This is a genomic window from Pontibacter akesuensis, from assembly GCF_001611675.1.
GTDB classification, from domain to species: Bacteria; Bacteroidota; Bacteroidia; order Cytophagales; family Hymenobacteraceae; genus Pontibacter; species Pontibacter akesuensis.
The window spans coordinates 2,773,595-2,790,096 of record NZ_CP014766.1 but is presented as its reverse complement, the minus strand read 5'-3'; the positions used below and the strand labels follow the sequence as shown (position 1 = coordinate 2,790,096).

The 16,502-nt window shown below is 52.8% G+C and carries 17 protein-coding genes; 13 read left to right on the top strand and 4 right to left on the bottom strand.

Features of this window, described 5'->3' with window-relative positions:
- Nucleotides 1–153: 153 nt before the first annotated feature.
- The 4 genes from A0W33_RS11910 to A0W33_RS11895 all read left to right on the top strand — a co-directional run bounded on the left by A0W33_RS11910 (nucleotide 154) and on the right by A0W33_RS11895 (nucleotide 3,099).
- Nucleotides 154–657, top strand: coding sequence for a hypothetical protein (locus A0W33_RS11910; RefSeq protein WP_068838343.1), 504 nt, complete (start codon nucleotides 154–156; stop codon nucleotides 655–657).
- Nucleotides 658–744: 87 nt separating this feature from the next.
- Nucleotides 745–1,539 (top strand): hypothetical protein, encoded by a 795-nt coding sequence (locus tag A0W33_RS11905; RefSeq protein ID WP_068838342.1) that lies wholly within the window; start codon nucleotides 745–747, stop codon nucleotides 1,537–1,539.
- A 164-nt stretch (nucleotides 1,540–1,703) separates the two neighbouring features.
- Nucleotides 1,704–2,582, top strand: coding sequence for a UbiA family prenyltransferase (locus A0W33_RS11900; protein WP_068838341.1), 879 nt, complete (start codon nucleotides 1,704–1,706; stop codon nucleotides 2,580–2,582).
- Between the two features lie 43 nt (nucleotides 2,583–2,625).
- Nucleotides 2,626–3,099: a hypothetical protein gene (locus A0W33_RS11895; protein ID WP_068838340.1), complete on the top strand. Its 474-nt coding sequence runs from the start codon at nucleotides 2,626–2,628 to the stop codon at nucleotides 3,097–3,099.
- A gap of 763 nt (nucleotides 3,100–3,862) precedes the next feature.
- Here the strand turns inward: A0W33_RS11895 and rho are convergent.
- Complete coding sequence (gene rho / locus A0W33_RS11890; RefSeq protein ID WP_068838339.1) at nucleotides 3,863–5,776, bottom strand: transcription termination factor Rho; 1,914 nt, start codon at nucleotides 5,774–5,776, stop codon at nucleotides 3,863–3,865.
- A 287-nt stretch (nucleotides 5,777–6,063) separates the two neighbouring features.
- Between rho and serS the strand changes: the two genes are divergently transcribed.
- Entirely contained in the window at nucleotides 6,064–7,338 is a 1,275-nt protein-coding gene (gene serS, locus A0W33_RS11885; protein WP_068838338.1) for a serine--tRNA ligase, read from the top strand.
- A gap of 445 nt (nucleotides 7,339–7,783) precedes the next feature.
- On the opposite strand, the gene A0W33_RS11880 is transcribed toward serS, so the two are convergent.
- From A0W33_RS11880 to polX, 3 genes are all read right to left on the bottom strand, one after another.
- The gene (locus A0W33_RS11880) at nucleotides 7,784–8,185 is read right to left on the bottom strand and encodes a hypothetical protein (RefSeq protein ID WP_068838337.1); all 402 of its coding nucleotides are present in this window, start codon (nucleotides 8,183–8,185) and stop codon (nucleotides 7,784–7,786) included.
- The gene (locus A0W33_RS11875; protein WP_068838336.1) at nucleotides 8,172–9,206 is read right to left on the bottom strand and encodes a glycosyltransferase family 9 protein; all 1,035 of its coding nucleotides are present in this window, start codon (nucleotides 9,204–9,206) and stop codon (nucleotides 8,172–8,174) included. The genes A0W33_RS11880 and A0W33_RS11875 overlap by 14 nt, the downstream gene beginning before the upstream one ends.
- Before the next feature lie 115 nt (nucleotides 9,207–9,321).
- Nucleotides 9,322–11,025 (bottom strand): DNA polymerase/3'-5' exonuclease PolX, encoded by a 1,704-nt coding sequence (gene polX, locus A0W33_RS11870; RefSeq protein WP_068838335.1) that lies wholly within the window; start codon nucleotides 11,023–11,025, stop codon nucleotides 9,322–9,324.
- A gap of 230 nt (nucleotides 11,026–11,255) precedes the next feature.
- On the opposite strand from polX, the gene A0W33_RS11865 reads away from it, so the two are divergent.
- The 8 genes from A0W33_RS11865 to A0W33_RS11830 all read left to right on the top strand — a co-directional run bounded on the left by A0W33_RS11865 (nucleotide 11,256) and on the right by A0W33_RS11830 (nucleotide 16,416).
- Nucleotides 11,256–11,651 carry a hypothetical protein gene (locus tag A0W33_RS11865; RefSeq protein WP_068838334.1) on the top strand — a complete coding sequence of 132 codons (396 nt, stop codon included), beginning with the start codon at nucleotides 11,256–11,258 and terminating at the stop codon, nucleotides 11,649–11,651.
- A 166-nt stretch (nucleotides 11,652–11,817) separates the two neighbouring features.
- Nucleotides 11,818–12,012, top strand: coding sequence for a hypothetical protein (locus A0W33_RS11860; RefSeq protein WP_068838333.1), 195 nt, complete (start codon nucleotides 11,818–11,820; stop codon nucleotides 12,010–12,012).
- Nucleotides 12,013–12,024: 12 nt separating this feature from the next.
- A complete protein-coding gene (locus A0W33_RS11855) occupies nucleotides 12,025–12,234 on the top strand; it encodes a hypothetical protein (protein ID WP_068838332.1) in 210 nt (69 codons plus the stop codon).
- Between the two features lie 6 nt (nucleotides 12,235–12,240).
- Complete coding sequence (locus A0W33_RS11850; RefSeq protein ID WP_157578032.1) at nucleotides 12,241–12,435, top strand: hypothetical protein; 195 nt, start codon at nucleotides 12,241–12,243, stop codon at nucleotides 12,433–12,435.
- A 47-nt stretch (nucleotides 12,436–12,482) separates the two neighbouring features.
- The gene (locus tag A0W33_RS11845) at nucleotides 12,483–12,890 is read left to right on the top strand and encodes an EVE domain-containing protein (RefSeq protein WP_068838330.1); all 408 of its coding nucleotides are present in this window, start codon (nucleotides 12,483–12,485) and stop codon (nucleotides 12,888–12,890) included.
- A 199-nt stretch (nucleotides 12,891–13,089) separates the two neighbouring features.
- Nucleotides 13,090–14,574, top strand: a complete 1,485-nt coding sequence (locus A0W33_RS11840) for a hypothetical protein (RefSeq protein WP_068838329.1) — start codon at nucleotides 13,090–13,092, stop codon at nucleotides 14,572–14,574.
- 356 nt (nucleotides 14,575–14,930) lie between these two features.
- On the top strand, nucleotides 14,931–15,479 hold the full coding sequence (pyrR, locus tag A0W33_RS11835; protein ID WP_068838328.1) for a bifunctional pyr operon transcriptional regulator/uracil phosphoribosyltransferase PyrR: 549 nt from the start codon (nucleotides 14,931–14,933) through the stop codon (nucleotides 15,477–15,479).
- A 13-nt stretch (nucleotides 15,480–15,492) separates the two neighbouring features.
- Nucleotides 15,493–16,416 (top strand): aspartate carbamoyltransferase catalytic subunit, encoded by a 924-nt coding sequence (locus A0W33_RS11830; protein WP_068838327.1) that lies wholly within the window; start codon nucleotides 15,493–15,495, stop codon nucleotides 16,414–16,416.
- Nucleotides 16,417–16,502: the final 86 nt, after the last annotated feature.

Here is a 16,502-nt window from a genome sequence, read left to right as displayed (position 1 = left end):
CAACGCAAAACTTAGTGAAGCACAGGCAAAACTACCATCTGTGGGAACCGCTGGTTATCTTTGCCTTAACGCAAGCATGTTTAAACTTTGTATGGCAGGTTGAAAATATGTGGTTTGAGAATAATTTCAAAGAAACGTTCATCTACTCAGCAAATGGAAAATACTCTACAACAGGCTTTCGACAGTGTTATCGGGCTTCCGCTTACCAAGACCACCCGCAATGAGGCGGTGCAGTATTTTCATTTCGGGCACACGCACTATACCACGCGACAGGGGCTCGTGCTGGATGTGGGCGAAATGACGTTGGGGGTGAATTGCCCGTGGCAGCTGCTGCAGCCTTCGGGGGCAACTATCAAACAGGAAGAGATTTTTATACGCAGGCGTGAGGCCGGTTTGCCCTCGCCGGTGTGGGACTGGAAAAAGCCCGGCTCCAGCATGAGCGACCAGCGCCTGCTGGAACTGGTGAACGACAACCCAAACCTGGTGGTAGAGCGCATAGAGCAGCAGGATTACCTAGGCCTGCTGCTATACTTCAGCGACGGCACGCGCCTTTCCGTGCTGCCAGACCCGACAAAGCCCGTTGCGGAGTACTGGCAGTTTTTCAGCAACACAGGAAACGGCCTGCGCGTGGGTGCCAGCGACGGAGGCATTGCCTAATCCTCACCAACACACTTGTTGCAGGCCATAAGGGGCAGGCAGAAACATTTTGGGCGTGTTTGCTGTACCTGCATCTAAAAACAGCCCTTGAACTTTCGCCTCCAGCTTTTTGAGTTAGAAGACCAGCCGTGGTTTCCGCACATCATCCGGCAGGGCATGCTCGATTTCCTGCGCTTCATGATCACGAAGTTGAACGCCTATGAAGCCGCCCTGCCACTGTTGCAGGAGCTGCTGGAGCGTACGCAGCAGCGCCACGTCACCGATCTCTGCTCCGGGGCAGGCGGTGGCATTGGAGCCACGCAAAAGCAGCTAAGCCAGCGCATGGGCACCACCATCGGCGTCACCCTCTCCGACCTTTATCCGAACATTGCCGCCTACGAGTACCTGAACCGGCAATCCGAAGGTGCCATCGACTTTATACCTGAGCCTGTGGATGCCACTGCCGTTCCGGAAAGTATTACCAGTGTGCGCACTATCTTCTCTTCGTTTCACCATTTTCCGCCAGTTGTGGCCAGGGCTATACTTCAGGATGCGGCAGACAAGCGTGCCGCCATCGGGATTTTTGAAGGGGCAAAAAAGAGCTGGATAGAGCTGCTGCTTTTGTGGTTTGCTTTCCCGGTGGCTATACTTGTGGTAACGCCTTTTATCCGGCCATTTAACCTGGGCAGGCTTTTTTACACGTACATCATCCCACTCATTCCGCTGGGCATTATCTGGGACGGCACCGTTTCGCTGCTGCGCATTTATACCCCTGAGCAACTGCAGCAGCTGTCGAAACAGGTTACCGCCACGGGCTATACCTGGCGTGTGGGCCGGGCTGGCGCCGGCCTAGGCAAAAACGTTATTTACCTGATCGGCTATCCTGACCCGGCAGCTGCCTGAAAGGCTCATTTATACTTGCTCCACCGTATCGGCAAGTCTTAAGTTTTTGATATATTTATACCTGCTACCTATGCTGCACAGTCCCTCAGACGAGGCTGTTATACTTCAGGAAGTGGGATGTATACCTAATTAGTTTCCAGGTGCTAAACCAAGCCGCATTGTCCATGAACAGTTACAGGAATGCACTTACACTGATGCGGATACCTTTTTCGGTGTTTCTGATGCCGATTTTCTGGTTTGCCCTTAGTGCCATGCCGCATCTAGAGGTTTGGCGGGCACTGGTTGTTTTCCTGATCCTGCACCTCCTCGTGTACCCGGCCAGCAACGGCTACAACTCTTATTTCGACCGCGACGAGGGAAGCATTGGCGGCTTAAAGCATCCACCCAAAGTGACGCGCCAACTGATGCACCTCGTGTTACTGTTCGATATTGCGGCCGTTGTTTCCGGGCTGCTGCTCTCCCCGCTTTTCGCCTGCCTTGTTGCCTTGTACCTGCTCACCTCCAAAGCCTACAGCTACGAAGGCATCCGGCTCAAGCGCTATCCCTTTATCAGCACGTTCATCGTCACTTTTTTCCAGGGTGCGTATACTTTTCTGCTGGTGCAGTTAGGCGCTGGCATGGCGCTGCAAGAGGTGCTGCAAGCGCCCAACATCTGGTTCGCGCTGGTGAGCACGCTCCTGCTCTGCGGCTCCTATCCGCTTACCCAGATTTACCAGCATGCCGAAGACAGCCGCCGCGGCGACCGCACGCTTAGCCTTGTGCTGGGCATCCGGGGCACCTATCTTTTCGCGGCACTTAGCTTGCTGGCGGGCACAGGGCTGTTGCTCTGGCTATACTTTACAACGGAGCAGGTGCGTAGTATTTTCATATACCTGGTCTGCACCGCTCCCATCGTTTACTTCTTTTCGGGCTGGGCGCTGCGTGCGCTGAAAGACCGGCGGGCCGTGAATTACGAGAACTCCATGCTGATGAACAAGCTCTCCTCGCTGTGCATCAGTCTTGCTTTTGTACTGATGCTGCTGTTGCGCAACTGGAGAATGTAAACCTGCCGCCACTGCACCGTATAGCTCTATAAAGTTTGTGCCTATGAAATTTTTAGACGCTGTCGTAGCAGGCATCGCCGGAACAGCCGCCATGACTGCTTTTTTATACTTGCTTTCGTACGCCACGCACCGGGTAATGAAAGTTGTCCGCATTCTGGGAACCATGCTCCTCAACCGCACACAGCCTGATGGCAGCCTGGCGGAGGGAACAACTGTTAAAATAGTAGGGACGCTGGCACATTACGCGGTGGGCATATTCTTTGCACTCGTGTACCTGGCGCTTTGGGATGCCGGCCTCGGCCTGATGACTGCCTCCTGGGGACTTTTCTTCGGTTGCATAAACGGTGTGGTCGGTATGGCGGTCTGGTATTTCTTCTTCCTAATCCACCCGCGTCCGCCTCTCCTGCAACTTTGGTCCTACCTGCACACCCTCGTTTTCGCACACATCATCTTCGGCTTTGTAGCCACCTACACGTTCTACCTACTGCTGCAACCGGAGTATTCGTTTTGGAGATAGTTGTTTTGAATTATGAATTAGGAATGGGGGCTTCTCAGAAAAATGTGCCAGACGCTCGCAGGAGCTGCGCACGCTGCGAGGTCTTTAAGCTAACATGTGGTGAAACTGCTGTGGTCTGTACTAACCCACCCCTGCCCCTCCCGAGAGGGGAATTTCCAGTAATTACTGTTTCTCAAGTATAAGTTTCATGTCTGGCGGTATCGCGCGGACAGTTCGCGACCTGTCCCTACAAATCCTGTAAAGGGAGGAAGCAAAAGCAGCGGCTATCTGAACCGTTTCCAGTCCTTGGGTGGGGGTAGGGGCCCTCGAAAAAGAGCGCCTTTGGAGTTTTTCGGTCCCGCGGGAGCGGGATTGCAAAGCGAAGCGAGCAAAGAAAAGGTCCCAGCGCGATGCCCTGATCGAGGGCCCCTACCCCCAGGACGGGGCCTCGCTCATATAGGGCCCCTACCCCAGCCGTGAGCGCTCCAAAGTATGAGGTGAAACATTTGGTGATTGGGAGCTGGAGGATGAACGGGAGCTAGAAAAGATAGCTTGCTTCAAGTTGAAGAAAGCAGCAGCTATGGAAGTGTAAACTGCTTAAAATCGAAGCAGTCAACGACACAAGCGGACGCTTGCGCCAGGGAATGTAAACAGCACAGCCGCCACTATGCAAGTATGGCTGCAACAAGTATAGCCACCGCTAACAAGGACGAAAAAAACAAAGCAGCCTGCCATACATCAACGTATGGCAGGCTGCAAGTATAAGTTACGTTAACGGCTACCGCTATCCGTTCATCGAAATCAGGAACTCCTCGTTGCTCTTGGTGCCCTTCATTCTTTCCTTCAGGAACTCCATCGCTTCGATAGAATTCATGTCGGACATGAACTTGCGCAGGATCCAGATACGGTTCAGTTCGTCTCTGTCCATCAGCAGGTCCTCACGGCGTGTGCCGGAAGCAGGCACGTCGATGGCAGGGTATGTGCGTCTGTTCGCCAGTTTGCGATCCAGCTGCAGTTCCATGTTACCGGTACCCTTGAATTCTTCGAAAATTACTTCGTCCATCTTAGAGCCCGTATCAATCAGGGCAGTGGCGATAATGGTCAGTGAGCCGCCGTTCTCCACGTTACGGGCCGCACCGAAGAAACGCTTCGGCTTGTGCAGCGCGTTGGCATCCACACCACCCGATAAGATCTTACCAGAAGATGGAACCACAGTGTTATAAGCACGGGCCAAACGGGTGATCGAGTCAAGCAGGATAACCACGTCGTGGCCGCACTCCACCATGCGCTTTGCTTTATCCAGCACAATGCTCGATACTTTCACATGACGCTCGGCCGTCTCATCAAACGTAGAGGCAATTACCTCGGCGTTTACGCTACGGGCCATGTCCGTTACTTCTTCCGGACGCTCATCAATCAACAAAATCATCAGGTATACTTCCGGGTGATTCTCGGTGATGGCGTTCGCTATTTCTTTCAGCAACACGGTTTTACCGGTCTTCGGCTGTGCCACGATCATACCACGCTGGCCTTTACCAATTGGGGCAAAAAGGTCCAGAATTCTGGTAGATAGCTGGCTGGGGCGTGTTGTCAGTTGCAGGCGCTCTTCCGGGAAAAGCGGCGTCAGGTGCTGGAACGGGATACGGTCACGGATTTCCTCGGTGGTACGTCCATTGATGGTTTCCACTTTCAGCAGGGCAAAGTATTTTTCGCCTTCTTTCGGCGGACGGATCTGGCCTTTCACCGTGTCACCAGTCTTCAAACCAAAAAGCTTGATCTGCGACGGAGAAACGTAGATATCATCCGGAGAGGCAAGGTAGTTATAATGCGTGGAGCGCAGGAAGCCATACCCATCCTGCATCAGTTCCAGCACACCCTCGTTTAGGATAATGCCATCAAACTCTTTAAAGTTAGTGGTATTGCCGCCCTGCTGTGAGTTGTTACGGCGTGGGTTATTGTCGTTGCTTCGGCTGTCGTTGCGGTTCTCACGGTTGTCGTTGCCGCGGTTATCATTACGACTCTCGTTGCGGTTCTCACGGTTTTCAGTTCGCTGCTCCCTGTTATCGTTGCCGCGGTTATCGTTTCTGGATTCTCTCGTATCCTGGCTGCGTGTATCCTGGCGGTTATGGTCTCTGTTGCTGCTGCTGTTCTCGTTGCTACGGCTGTCGTTGCGGTTATCGCGGGAATCGTTGCCTCGGTTGTCTCTGCTCTCGTTGCGGCCTTCCTCCTTACTTTCGCTGCGTGGGTCGCGGCGCACGCGCTCCCGGTTGTTCTGCGAGCCATGGTCCTTTACCGGAGATTCTGCCGGTACAAATGCCTTGGTGGTGTCTTCAGCACTCTTTACAGTTTGCGTGCGTGCACGGCGCTCGGTTTTTTGTGGCGCTTCTGCGGTCCTTCTGGCAACTGGAGCAGGGCGTTCGGCAGGTTCGCTTACACTTACAGGCTCACTGTCTTTGGCGGGCTCACTTACAGTTGTGTCTGTGTTATCTGCTGGCGAATCAGAATCAGAAGAAGCGGCAGGAACTGGAGATTTGTACTTTTTTGATAGGGTTTCTGGAGGAGTTACGGCTTGCTGGTCGAGGATCTTGTAGATGATCTCTTGTTTGCTAAGCTTTTTGAAGTTCTTAACACCCAGGTCCTCAGCAATTTCTTTGAGCTCTGAAAGAAGCCTATCTTTCATTTCTTCAATTTTGTACATAAATAATGGTATGGTAGTTAACGTAACTTGCCAGGTTGCGCGGTGTGCGGCCAAAGCGAGAGAATTACTTTTTTGTCAGGAAATATAGAATAGATTGCGAAAGAGTCAGATGGGCACAGGAAAACGGCCATCCTCAATTGTACCACAATGTTATTGCAATGCCTTATAATTAACAAATATTACGGGGCTTTTTATACAAAAAGTTTCAAATTTGAGTTAAAATATTTCGTAAAGGGCACTGACTACCTAAAAAAGTCTATTTTTGTGCTTCTACATAACACTTAACTATGCTACAGCTTACAGTTTTAAGAGAGCAGACCGAGCAGGTGATTGCCGGTTTGAACAAGAAAAACTACAAAAACGCGGCCGAAGAAGTAGCCATCCTGCTGGGGCTCGACCAGCAGCGACGCCAGGTGCAGAACGAGCATGACACCCTGCAGAGCCAGGCCAATGCTAACGCCAAGGAAATCGGCATGCTGATGAAAAACGGGGAGCGCGAGAAAGCCGAGGTAGCCAAAGCAGAAACTGCCGACCTGAAGCAGCAGATCAAGTTCCTGGCAGAGCAGCTGTCGTCGGTAGAGGAGGAAATCCAGAAATCGCTATACAAACTGCCCAACCTGCCGCACGAAAGCGTGCCGGCCGGCAGAAGCGCCGAAGACAACGAGGTCGTGCTGGAGCACGGGCAGATTCCGCAACTGCACGAAGGCGCGCAGCCGCATTGGGAGCTGATCCAGAAGTATGACATCATCGATTTTGAATTAGGCAATAAAGTGTCCGGTGCTGGTTTCCCTTTCTACAAAGGCAAGGGAGCCCGGCTGCAGCGCGCGCTTATTAACTTCTTCCTGAATGAGGCGATGAATGCCGGCTACGTGGAAGTGCAGGCCCCGATCCTGGTAAACGAGGCCTCCGGCTACGGTACAGGCCAGCTGCCGGATAAGGACGGCCAGATGTACCATGCCACGGCAGACAACCTGTACCTGATCCCGACGGCTGAGGTGCCGATCACGAACATGTACCGCGACGAGATAATCCCGGTTGACAAGCTCCCGCTCAAGAACACCGGCCATACGCCTTGCTTCCGCCGTGAGGCAGGCTCCTGGGGTGCCGATGTCCGCGGCCTGAACCGCCTGCACCAGTTCGACAAAGTAGAGATTGTGCAGGTAACGCTGCCGGAGAAATCATACGAGACGCTGGAGGAGATGAGCCACTACATTCAGGGGCTGCTGCAGAAGCTGGAGCTGCCTTACCGCGTGCTGCGCCTGTGCGGCGGCGACATGGGCTTCACCTCCGCCCTCACCTACGACATGGAGGTATACTCTGCCGCCCAGGGCCGCTGGCTGGAGGTGAGTTCTGCCTCTAACTTCGAGACCTACCAGGCCAACCGCCTGAAGCTGCGCTATAAGAACGAGTCGGGCAAAACACAGCTGCTGCACACGCTGAACGGTAGCGCCCTGGCCCTGCCGCGCATCGTAGCCGCTATCCTGGAGAACAACCAGACGCCAGAAGGCATCAACATGCCAAAGGTGCTGCACCCATACCTGGGCTTTGAGAAGATTGATTAGCGTTAGGAAGCAGGAATTTGCGAGAACCTTTTTTTGATTCTGCTTCTACTGTTCTCGATAAAAAGCCGAAGCCGCTGCTCCAACAGAGCAGCGGCTTCGGCTTTTTATGGTAGTATGGCGCAAGCGTCAGCTAGTACCAACATGCTTATATGATACATTTGTCATTTCGAGCAGGGCGAGAAATCCATCCGGAATTTTGAAAAGATCTCTCCTATCGCGAAGATGACAGTAGTGTGAAGGGATTTGTGAAGCTAAGTTGGTTCACCTTTGATCTTATCTGGAGCATGCTTGAACTGAAAAGAAGTATTGGGGCAAGTATGAATTCGTGCACGTCGGCACAAGCGGACGCTTGAATCAATTTTGTATATAAGAAGAGCCGCTGAAGCTGTTTCAGCGGCTCTTTTTTAAGGAAAGAATCTGTCCTCGATTCCTTCCTATTCCAATACTATCCTCCGAACTGCTCCAGGTAGGCCTGGTAGTAATTGCGGACTTTATACTTCTTGAGGAGGATTTTAGGCTCGTCCATTCCTTCAGCCGTTAGTTCCTTTGTCTTCAGCAGCTTCTGCAGTTCCTCCTGCTCATTTTCAGCACCGGCAATGGCTTCATACTCCTGCATAAACTGTGGCGAGAGCGACAGCTTGTTTTTGTGCACGCGCACATAGTTGACGGCCATCAGCTTTTCCAGCCCCTGCTCCACCTCCTGCAGCGAGGGCACATCACCGCCCACGGCATCAATCATCAGCAGTACGTTCTGCAGCGAGGCCCCTCCTTCGCCGCCGGTTGCCAGCAGCATGGCCTCAATCAGTTGCACATCTGTTTCCTGCCAGTCTAAGTTATATTTGGCCATAAGTATTAGCTTCTTCGTTAAAATTTAAATCATTGAACGGGATATCCCACATGCATTTGAAATGCCCTTTTGGACATTTGCTGTAGCCTATTTTGGAGCAAGGACGGCAGCTGAGGCCGTGTACTTCCAGCACTTTATACCTGGTGCGGAACGGATACATGCCGAATTCCGGAATTGTGTTGCCCCACACGCTGATGATGTCTTTCTGAAAAGCCGACGCAATGTGCATCAGGCCCGTGTCGTGACTTACCACCTGCGCTGCCTGCCTTACCAACGAGGCCGAGCCGTTGAGGTTATACTTGCCGCAGGCATTGTAAACCGTTGTTCGTTGCTCGTTGCTAGTTGTTCGTGTGCCGTGTGTCGTGTTCAGTGTATCGAAATGAGCAGCTATTTCCTCCCCGGTGGCAGCATCTTCCTTTCCTCCCAAAAGTATGACCGGCTGCTGAAACTGTTCACACAGTTCCACAATGCGTGGCGTAGGCAGGCGCTTAGTGAAGTGCTGCGCTCCGATGGCAAAGGCCACGTACCCGTTCCGGAAAGGCTCCGGCAGCGTCTGCAGGTCCACATCGTCCTGGGCAGGGATGAAATACTCCAGCCCTTTGCCATCGTCTTTCACGCCCAGGGCAGCAGCGGTATCTAAATAACGCTGCACGATGTGCACATCCGGCAGTTGGTTGCGCTTAAAGTTCACCATCAGCCACTTCTCATAATTCAGCTTGTCGAAGCTGCGGCTGGGCTTCCGTAGCCTGGTCTTGATGATGCGAGTACGCAGGTTGTTGTGCAAATCTACCACATAATCGAAGCTCTCAGCTTTCAGCTCCTGCACCAGTTTGTTCAGGCTATCCTCCAGCACATGCACCTTGTCCACGTGCGGGTTGTTGGCAAGTATGGGTTGAAATGCTTTCTTGGTACAGTAATGCACCTCCGCCCCCGGCACCTGCTCTTTAATGCAGCGGATCACCGGCGTCGTCAGCACGATGTCGCCGATAGATGAAAAACGGAGTATGAGAATTTTAGGCATGTTATACTCTAATGTTCTGGCGCAAGCGTCCGCTTGTGCCTTGCGCTAGCAATAAGTTCGGAAGGAGATTTTCGTGCACGTCGGCACAAGCGGACGCTTGCGCCAGTTTCTCCTGCTACTTTATTTTCTCCTTCCGCTCCCTGAAATACTGCGCCACTTCCTCCACCGATTTCGTGTTAAAGGTCATCTCTTTGGTAAGGCCTCCTTTGCGGCCCATCAGCACGCCATACTTCATGTCGGCATAGCCGTTGGTGTGGTGGGCATCCGGGTTTATACTTAGCAGCACTCCTTTCTCGAGCGCATACTGCACGTAGCGCCAGTCCAGGTCGAGGCGCCAGGGGTTTGAATTGATCTCGATGATGACGTTGTTGGCAGCGCAGGCATCAATCACCATTTTATGGTTGATCGGGTAGCCCTCGCGGCGCAGTAATAACCGACCGGTTGGGTGGCCAAGCATGGTGGTGTACGGGTTCTCGATAGCGGTGATGAGTCGTGTGGTAGCCTTCTGCTCATCCATGTTCAGGCTGCTGTGGATGCTGGCCACTACAAAGTCGAACGTCTTCAGAATGTCCTCGGCATAATCCAGCGAGCCGTCGCCCAAAATATCAGACTCAATGCCTTTAAATATTCTGAAAGGAGCCAGCTTCTTGTTCAGTTCATCGATCTCTTTTTGCTGGCGCAGCACATCACCCTCGCGCAAGCCACCGGCGTAGGATGCGGTTTTAGAATGATCAGAAATACCCAGGTATTCGTAGCCTTCGTCGCGCAGGAAGATGGCCATTTGCTCCAGCGTGTGCGCCCCGTCGGAATAGGTGCTGTGGTTGTGCAGGCTGCCTTTCAGATCGGATAACTCCAGTAGCGTAGGCAATTTATTCTCCAGCGCCAGTTGCAGCTCGTTAGTTCCTTCGCGCAGTTCCGGCGCAATATAGGCCATGCCCGCTGATTTGTAAATGTCCGCCTCCGAATCATAGCCCTGCTCCCGCACCACCGTCAGCAGGTTGGTGCTGCTGGTAAAATGCTGCGCCAGGTGCTCGACAGCGGCAGAGTGCAGGAACACCTCGTTGGCAAACCGTGCATTCGGCACCAGCTTCACCTCCACCGATAAATTACTCGTGGCATGGTGGCCGCGCCACACCAGCGGACCTGAGGCTTTCACATTTTCCTCCAGCTCATCTATACTTTGCAGCGCCTGCTGTGCCTGCACCGGCGCCTCGGTGGCAAGTATAAACTGCAGGCTTTCCACAATCTCCAGGCGGCGGCGCACATCGCCCACCAACTCCACTTCAGCGTTTGGCAAAACGTTTTGTATACTTTCATGCAGCTGCGCTGCCATACTTTCTGCCTCGGCATAAAGCAGCTTGCCCCGGTTCTGCTGCGTGAAAAGCAGCGCCTGCCTGATGTTTTCCTGCGTTTTGGCACCGAAGCCTTTCAGCTTGCTTACCTTGTCCTGCTCGCAGGCCTCCAGCAGTTCCTCCACCGTTTCGGCACCGAGCTCTTTCCAAAGGTTACGCACTTTTTTAGGCCCTATGCCCTTAATACGAAGCATCTCCACCACGCCGTTCGGCGTTACCTGCAGCATCTGGTCCAGCTCGGCAAAAGAGCCGTTTTGGTTGATCTCGATGATCTTGGCCGCGATGCCTTTGCCCACGCCCTGTATACCTTCTAACTGCGCCTGCGTCAGCTGCTCCAGCGGCTCCTCCACCAGTTCCAGCGCGCCCACCGCATTGGTGTACGAGCGGATCTTAAAGGGATTCTCGTCGTGCAGCTCCATCAGTTCGGCCGCTAGCTTAAACTGTTTTATAATCTTCTTATTTTCCAAAGCCTGATTCTTGTCTGTGTACTACAAAGATAGAAAAAGCGGCCGAACCATGGCAGCGGCGCGCCATCGTTTCGTGCCCGATCGGCAACTCTATTTTGGCGCAGCCTCGTATATAGAAGCTAGAGCGCCCATGCCACCCAGCCATCACCCCTGGTGCAAATAGTTACATTCTTATACTTCTATATCCAGGCAAAATCACCTATCTTAGCATATAAACATTTACCCAAACTATGAAATACGCTTCGTTGCTATGCCTGCTGTGCCTGACGTTTATGGCGGTTACCTGCAAGAAAAACGACAAGCTGGCCACTCAGTTAGTGGGCAAGACATGGCTGCATTCTTTTGAGGAAGATAGTGATGGCATCTGGGCCTACCGCCCGAACACATATGATTTTCCGCCTTCGCGGGGCCGCACAGGCTTTACGCTGGAGCCCGGCGGCGTGATTAAGCGCTACGAGATTGCCCCAACCGACGGGCTGCAGGAGGAGGAAGGCACCTGGGAGCAGTTGGAAAAAAACCTCGTGCAGGTACGCATGGAGGAGGGCAGCAACCCTCCACTGGAGTACAAAATCAGAATAGTGCAGAGCAGCGACAGTTTGCTGAAAGTGCAGCGCATAGAATATTAGAATAAAAGCTTACCCGGCTTTACGTTATAGTTGAAGAATGAACCTCTTTCCGATGGCTACTCCCTTTCCGGAGCGGTACTGGCTGTGGCAGGCTGATTTCCGGAGCTTTGGTCTGCCGATATAAGTGGTGCTCTGTTCAAGCGTCAATCTATAAGCTGAAACGCCTATGCTGTATTACAGAAGCCTTTCCAAAACAACCCGAACCATAGCTGCCATGTTGCTGCTTATGGCGTTTATGGCCCTCGTAATGGCCGACAGGTTTATCAGCCTTTTTGGGGGCATGCTGTTAGGTGTGCTCCTGGTGCAGTTTGCTCTGGAGGTCTGGATATTTGTAAAGCACAAGAAATCAGCGAAACCTTAGCCCTACACTGCCATGAAAACACTCCAAAACCTTTCGTTGAACAGCAGAACCCTCCTGCGGGTGGGCCTGCAGGTGCTGGTAGCCATACTTGTTATACTTCGCGCCGATCCTTTTTGGACAGGCATTGTGCTGGGGATACTTTTTGCCGTGCTCGCAAACGAGGTGCTGCTATACCGGCAGGCACGCAGTCAAAACAAAACAAACACCAAAAGACTTTACTAAATGCGCATGAAAACATTCGAGACACTTACACTTCAAAAAAGGAAATTGGTAACAGCCTGGCTGTTTGTTTTTGCAGTGGCTTTGCACTTTACCGATGCGGTGCCCCCTACCCTGCTGTGGCTAATCTACGGCTTGCTTGTAGGAGCCGCCATCGTCAACCTAAAACTGTACTTTAAACCAAAAAACCTGGAGCGGCCATAATCCAACCGTTGCCGCCCCGTTCCTTTACACCCTTACACACTTTACAAATGCAACACTGGTTAGCAAAATCAGAACCTGATAAATACTCCTGGGCAGACTTAGTGAAAGACGGCCGCACCATGTGGGACGGCGTACGCAACTACCAGGCCCGCAACAACATGCAGCAAATGCAGCCCGGCGACCTGGTGCTGTTCTACCACAGCGTATCCGAAAAGGCCATTGTGGGCATTGCCAAGGTGGATAAAGCCGCTTACCCCGACCCAACCTCTGAGGAACAGGGCAAGTGGGTGGTGGTAGACCTGGTGCCCTTCCGTGACTTTAAGGAGCCTGTAACATTGGAGCAGATCAAGAAAGACGAGCGGTTGCAGGATATTGCGCTGCTCCGCCAGTCGCGCCTTTCCGTAATGCCGCTGAAAGCCGAGGAGTTTGATGTATTGCTGGCTTTGGGCAATTAGCGCCTGAAATTACACGCAGCAAAAAACAACGAATGGCGGCTAATTGCAGTAAAATGCTTTAGCCGCTATTTTTATATCCGGGCATGGTTAAGTTTTATTTTGTGGGCAAACACTGAAGACAGGAAATACCTTGCCCGGCAAAACGGAAGCCAGCACCTTGCCCTCTTCCGCCACAGGATAGCACTAACACACGAACCTTATGCGACACGCCCGTTACCTGCTCACCCTGATCCTGGCCTTTGTGCTCCTGCCGCTGCTGGCACAGGAACCCACGCAGCCTATACGCCTGGAACTGCCCCTGATACCCGAAGAAACCGAGGTGGAGGTTATTGCCCTACCCGACAGCAGCTTGCTGGTGTACCACAAGGTTAGTAATGCCTGGGAAACGATTGCCACCTTCCGGTTCACCAAGTATAACCACAAGTTGGAGGAAGTATGGAGCGACACTGCCCAAATATCGCCTGACAGCGACTTTATCCGCTACTACACCGAAGCGCCTTACACCTACCTGGCATTTGATGGTGATGATTACCAGGAATATACTTTTGTGCGCCTGCATCACAAAACAGGAAGCGTACGGCACAAGCGGTTCGAGCTGGAGCATATCGATGCCATTTACGAATTTAACGTACTAAAAGGCAACTACTTTATCATTGGCCAGAACAGCAAAGACCAGAAGCCCGTGCTGTTTCACCTCAACCCTGCCTCTGCCGAGGTAAAACGGCTGCCCTCTATTTACGGCGATGAGTCTAAATTCTCTGATTTGCTGGCAGATCCGGAACAGGGGCGTGTGGATGCGGTGCTAACCGAATCGAACGGGCGCATTTCGCGTTTACAGGTGAAAAGCTTTGACGCACAGGGGAAACTGCTGCGTAACTTTTTTGTACTCCAGAAAGAGGACAAGAGCCTGCTAAATGCCGAGATAACACCCGGCGACACTACTCAGAAGCTCTTGATCGGCACGTATGGCTCCCGCGACCTGCGCTACAGCCAGGGCTTTTTCACCATGCCCCTCTCTGCCGACGCGGTAGAGGGAGAATTTTACAACATGCTGCAGCTTAAGAATTTTTTAAAGTACATGAAGCCGCGCCGCGAAGCGCGTACCCGCCGGCGCGAGGCAGAGCGACTGCGTGCCGGCCGCAAACCGGGCTACAACTACCGCCTGCTCCTCCACGACCTGATTGTGACGCCCACTGGCTATTTGCTGGGCGCAGAGGCGTACTACTCGGTGTACAAAGGCAGTAACATCGGCCACCCGGGCATAGCTCCTATCCTTGCCCGGTACAGGGAGCCGGAGGAGATCAAACGCAGCCATGCCGTTGTTTTAAGCTTTGATAGAAATGGCACTTTGCTTTGGGACAACACCTTTAGGCTCTCCGGCGTCACCACGTATGATCTGCGCCATTCGGTGGAGTTGCAGCACTTCCCCGATGGCCGCGTAGTTATGGCTTACCCAAAGGACAACGAAATCTTGTACCACATCATGAACGAAAACAAGTATGAGGATGAGGAAACCAAGCTGGAGATTAAGCTCTACCGGGAGAAAGAAAAGTCTCTGGGTGTAGACCAGCCCGGAATTATCCGCTGGTACGGCAACAGCATGGCCGCTTTTGGCTTCCAGCGCATCCGCCAGGAGAACGGGCCACCTAGAAGAGTATTTTATATCAATAAGATCAGCTTTTGAGGAGGTAGTTTGAAAGCTATACTTCGTCAGACGCTCGCAGGAGCTGCGAGGGCTCTAGTTGGAGCCCTCGCAGCTCCTGCCCCTCCGAGGAGGGGAATTATCCGCAGGAGTAAAACATCCCCCTACCCCCTTCAAAGGGGGACTTAGCCTTTGTTGCATTGCAGAAGCAGTCATGTGCATTAGCGGGCGCCCGCGCCAGGTAATGCCGCTGAAATAAGTATAGCCGCACCTATGCAAGCATAGACCAGCACAAGCACCGCAGCCATACTTTAAACCATCTCCTCCTTTCACGCTAATTTCCCAAAAACTTTCGCATCTTCACCTGACTTTCTATATTTGCAACAGATTCTTCCGCTATGCAGAAAAGACTCATCGTAAACCAGCAACTGCTCGAGATCATGGTGATGCGCCTGTGCCACCAGCTCATCGAGAGCCACGGTGATTTTTCTGATTCTGTTATTCTGGGCCTCCAGCCGCGTGGCAAGTACGTAGCCCAGCGTATTCAGAGCACCTTAGCCGCCATTCTAGGCAAACAAGTGCCTACCGGCCTACTCGATACCACTTTCCACCGCGATGATTTCCGCCGCCGCGATACACCGATTGCCGCCAATGCCACTAAGATTGATTTCCTGGTAGAGGGCAAAAAGGTAATCCTGGTGGATGACGTGCTGTACACGGGCCGCTCGGTGCGGGCGGCGCTGGATGCCATGATCGCCTACGGCCGTCCGGCCAATGTGGAGTTGCTCGTGCTTATCGACCGCCTGTACACGCGCCACCTGCCCATTCAGCCAACCTATGTGGGGCGGCAGGTAAATTCCCTGCTTAGCCAGCGGGTTTTGGTGGAGTGGCAAGGCGAGCAGGCAGCAGAAGATGCCATATGGCTTATCACCAAATCCGACGAATAAATATTCTCCCCCCATGCAAGAGCTCAGCGTCCGGCACCTGTTAGGCATCAAAGACATCACCCCACAAGACATCCAGCTCATCTTTGAGACGGCTGATAATTTTAAAGATGTTCTGAACAGGCCCATCAAAAAAGTGCCTTCGCTGCGCGACATCACCATTGCCAATGTTTTCTTTGAGAACTCCACGCGCACGCGCCTCTCCTTTGAGCTGGCTGAAAAGCGCCTGTCGGCCGATGTGATTAACTTTAGCTCCTCCTCCTCTTCGGTGAAAAAAGGCGAAACGCTGCTGGACACGGTAAACAACATCTTGGCAATGAAAGTGGACATGATTGTGATGCGCCACTCCAGCCCCGGTGCCCCGCACTTCCTGAGCAAGCACATCAAGGCAAACATCGTAAACGCCGGCGACGGCACGCACGAACACCCGACACAGGCCCTGCTGGATTCGTTTTCTATCCGGGAGAGGTTAGGGGAGGTAGCTGGCAAAAAGGTGGTGATCATCGGTGATATTCTGCACTCCCGGGTGGCGCTTTCCAATATTTTTGCCCTCCAGAAACAAGGCGCCGAGGTGATGGTGTGTGGGCCAAGCACCCTGCTGCCAAAGCACATCACCCAGTTGGGCGTAAAAGTGGAGACAAACGTGCGCAGGGCTTTGGAGTGGTGTGATGTGGCCAATGTGCTGCGCATCCAGCTGGAGCGCCAGCAAATGAAGTTCTTTCCTTCGCTGCGTGAGTACACGCTCTACTACGGCATTGACAAAAAGCTGCTGGACAGCCTGAACAAAGAGATTGTGCTGATGCACCCCGGCCCCATCAACCGCGGTGTGGAGCTCAGTTCTGATGCCGCTGATTCGAACCACTCCATTATCCTGAACCAGGTGGAAAACGGTGTGGCCATCCGCATGGCTGTTTTATACTTGCTGGCGCAAAACGGGTAAGTTCTTATACTTTTTATACTTGTAAAATCCCTGCCACCACAATTCATTTAAAGGCATTCCGGCTGTGCCAGATAAGTTAAGCTTCA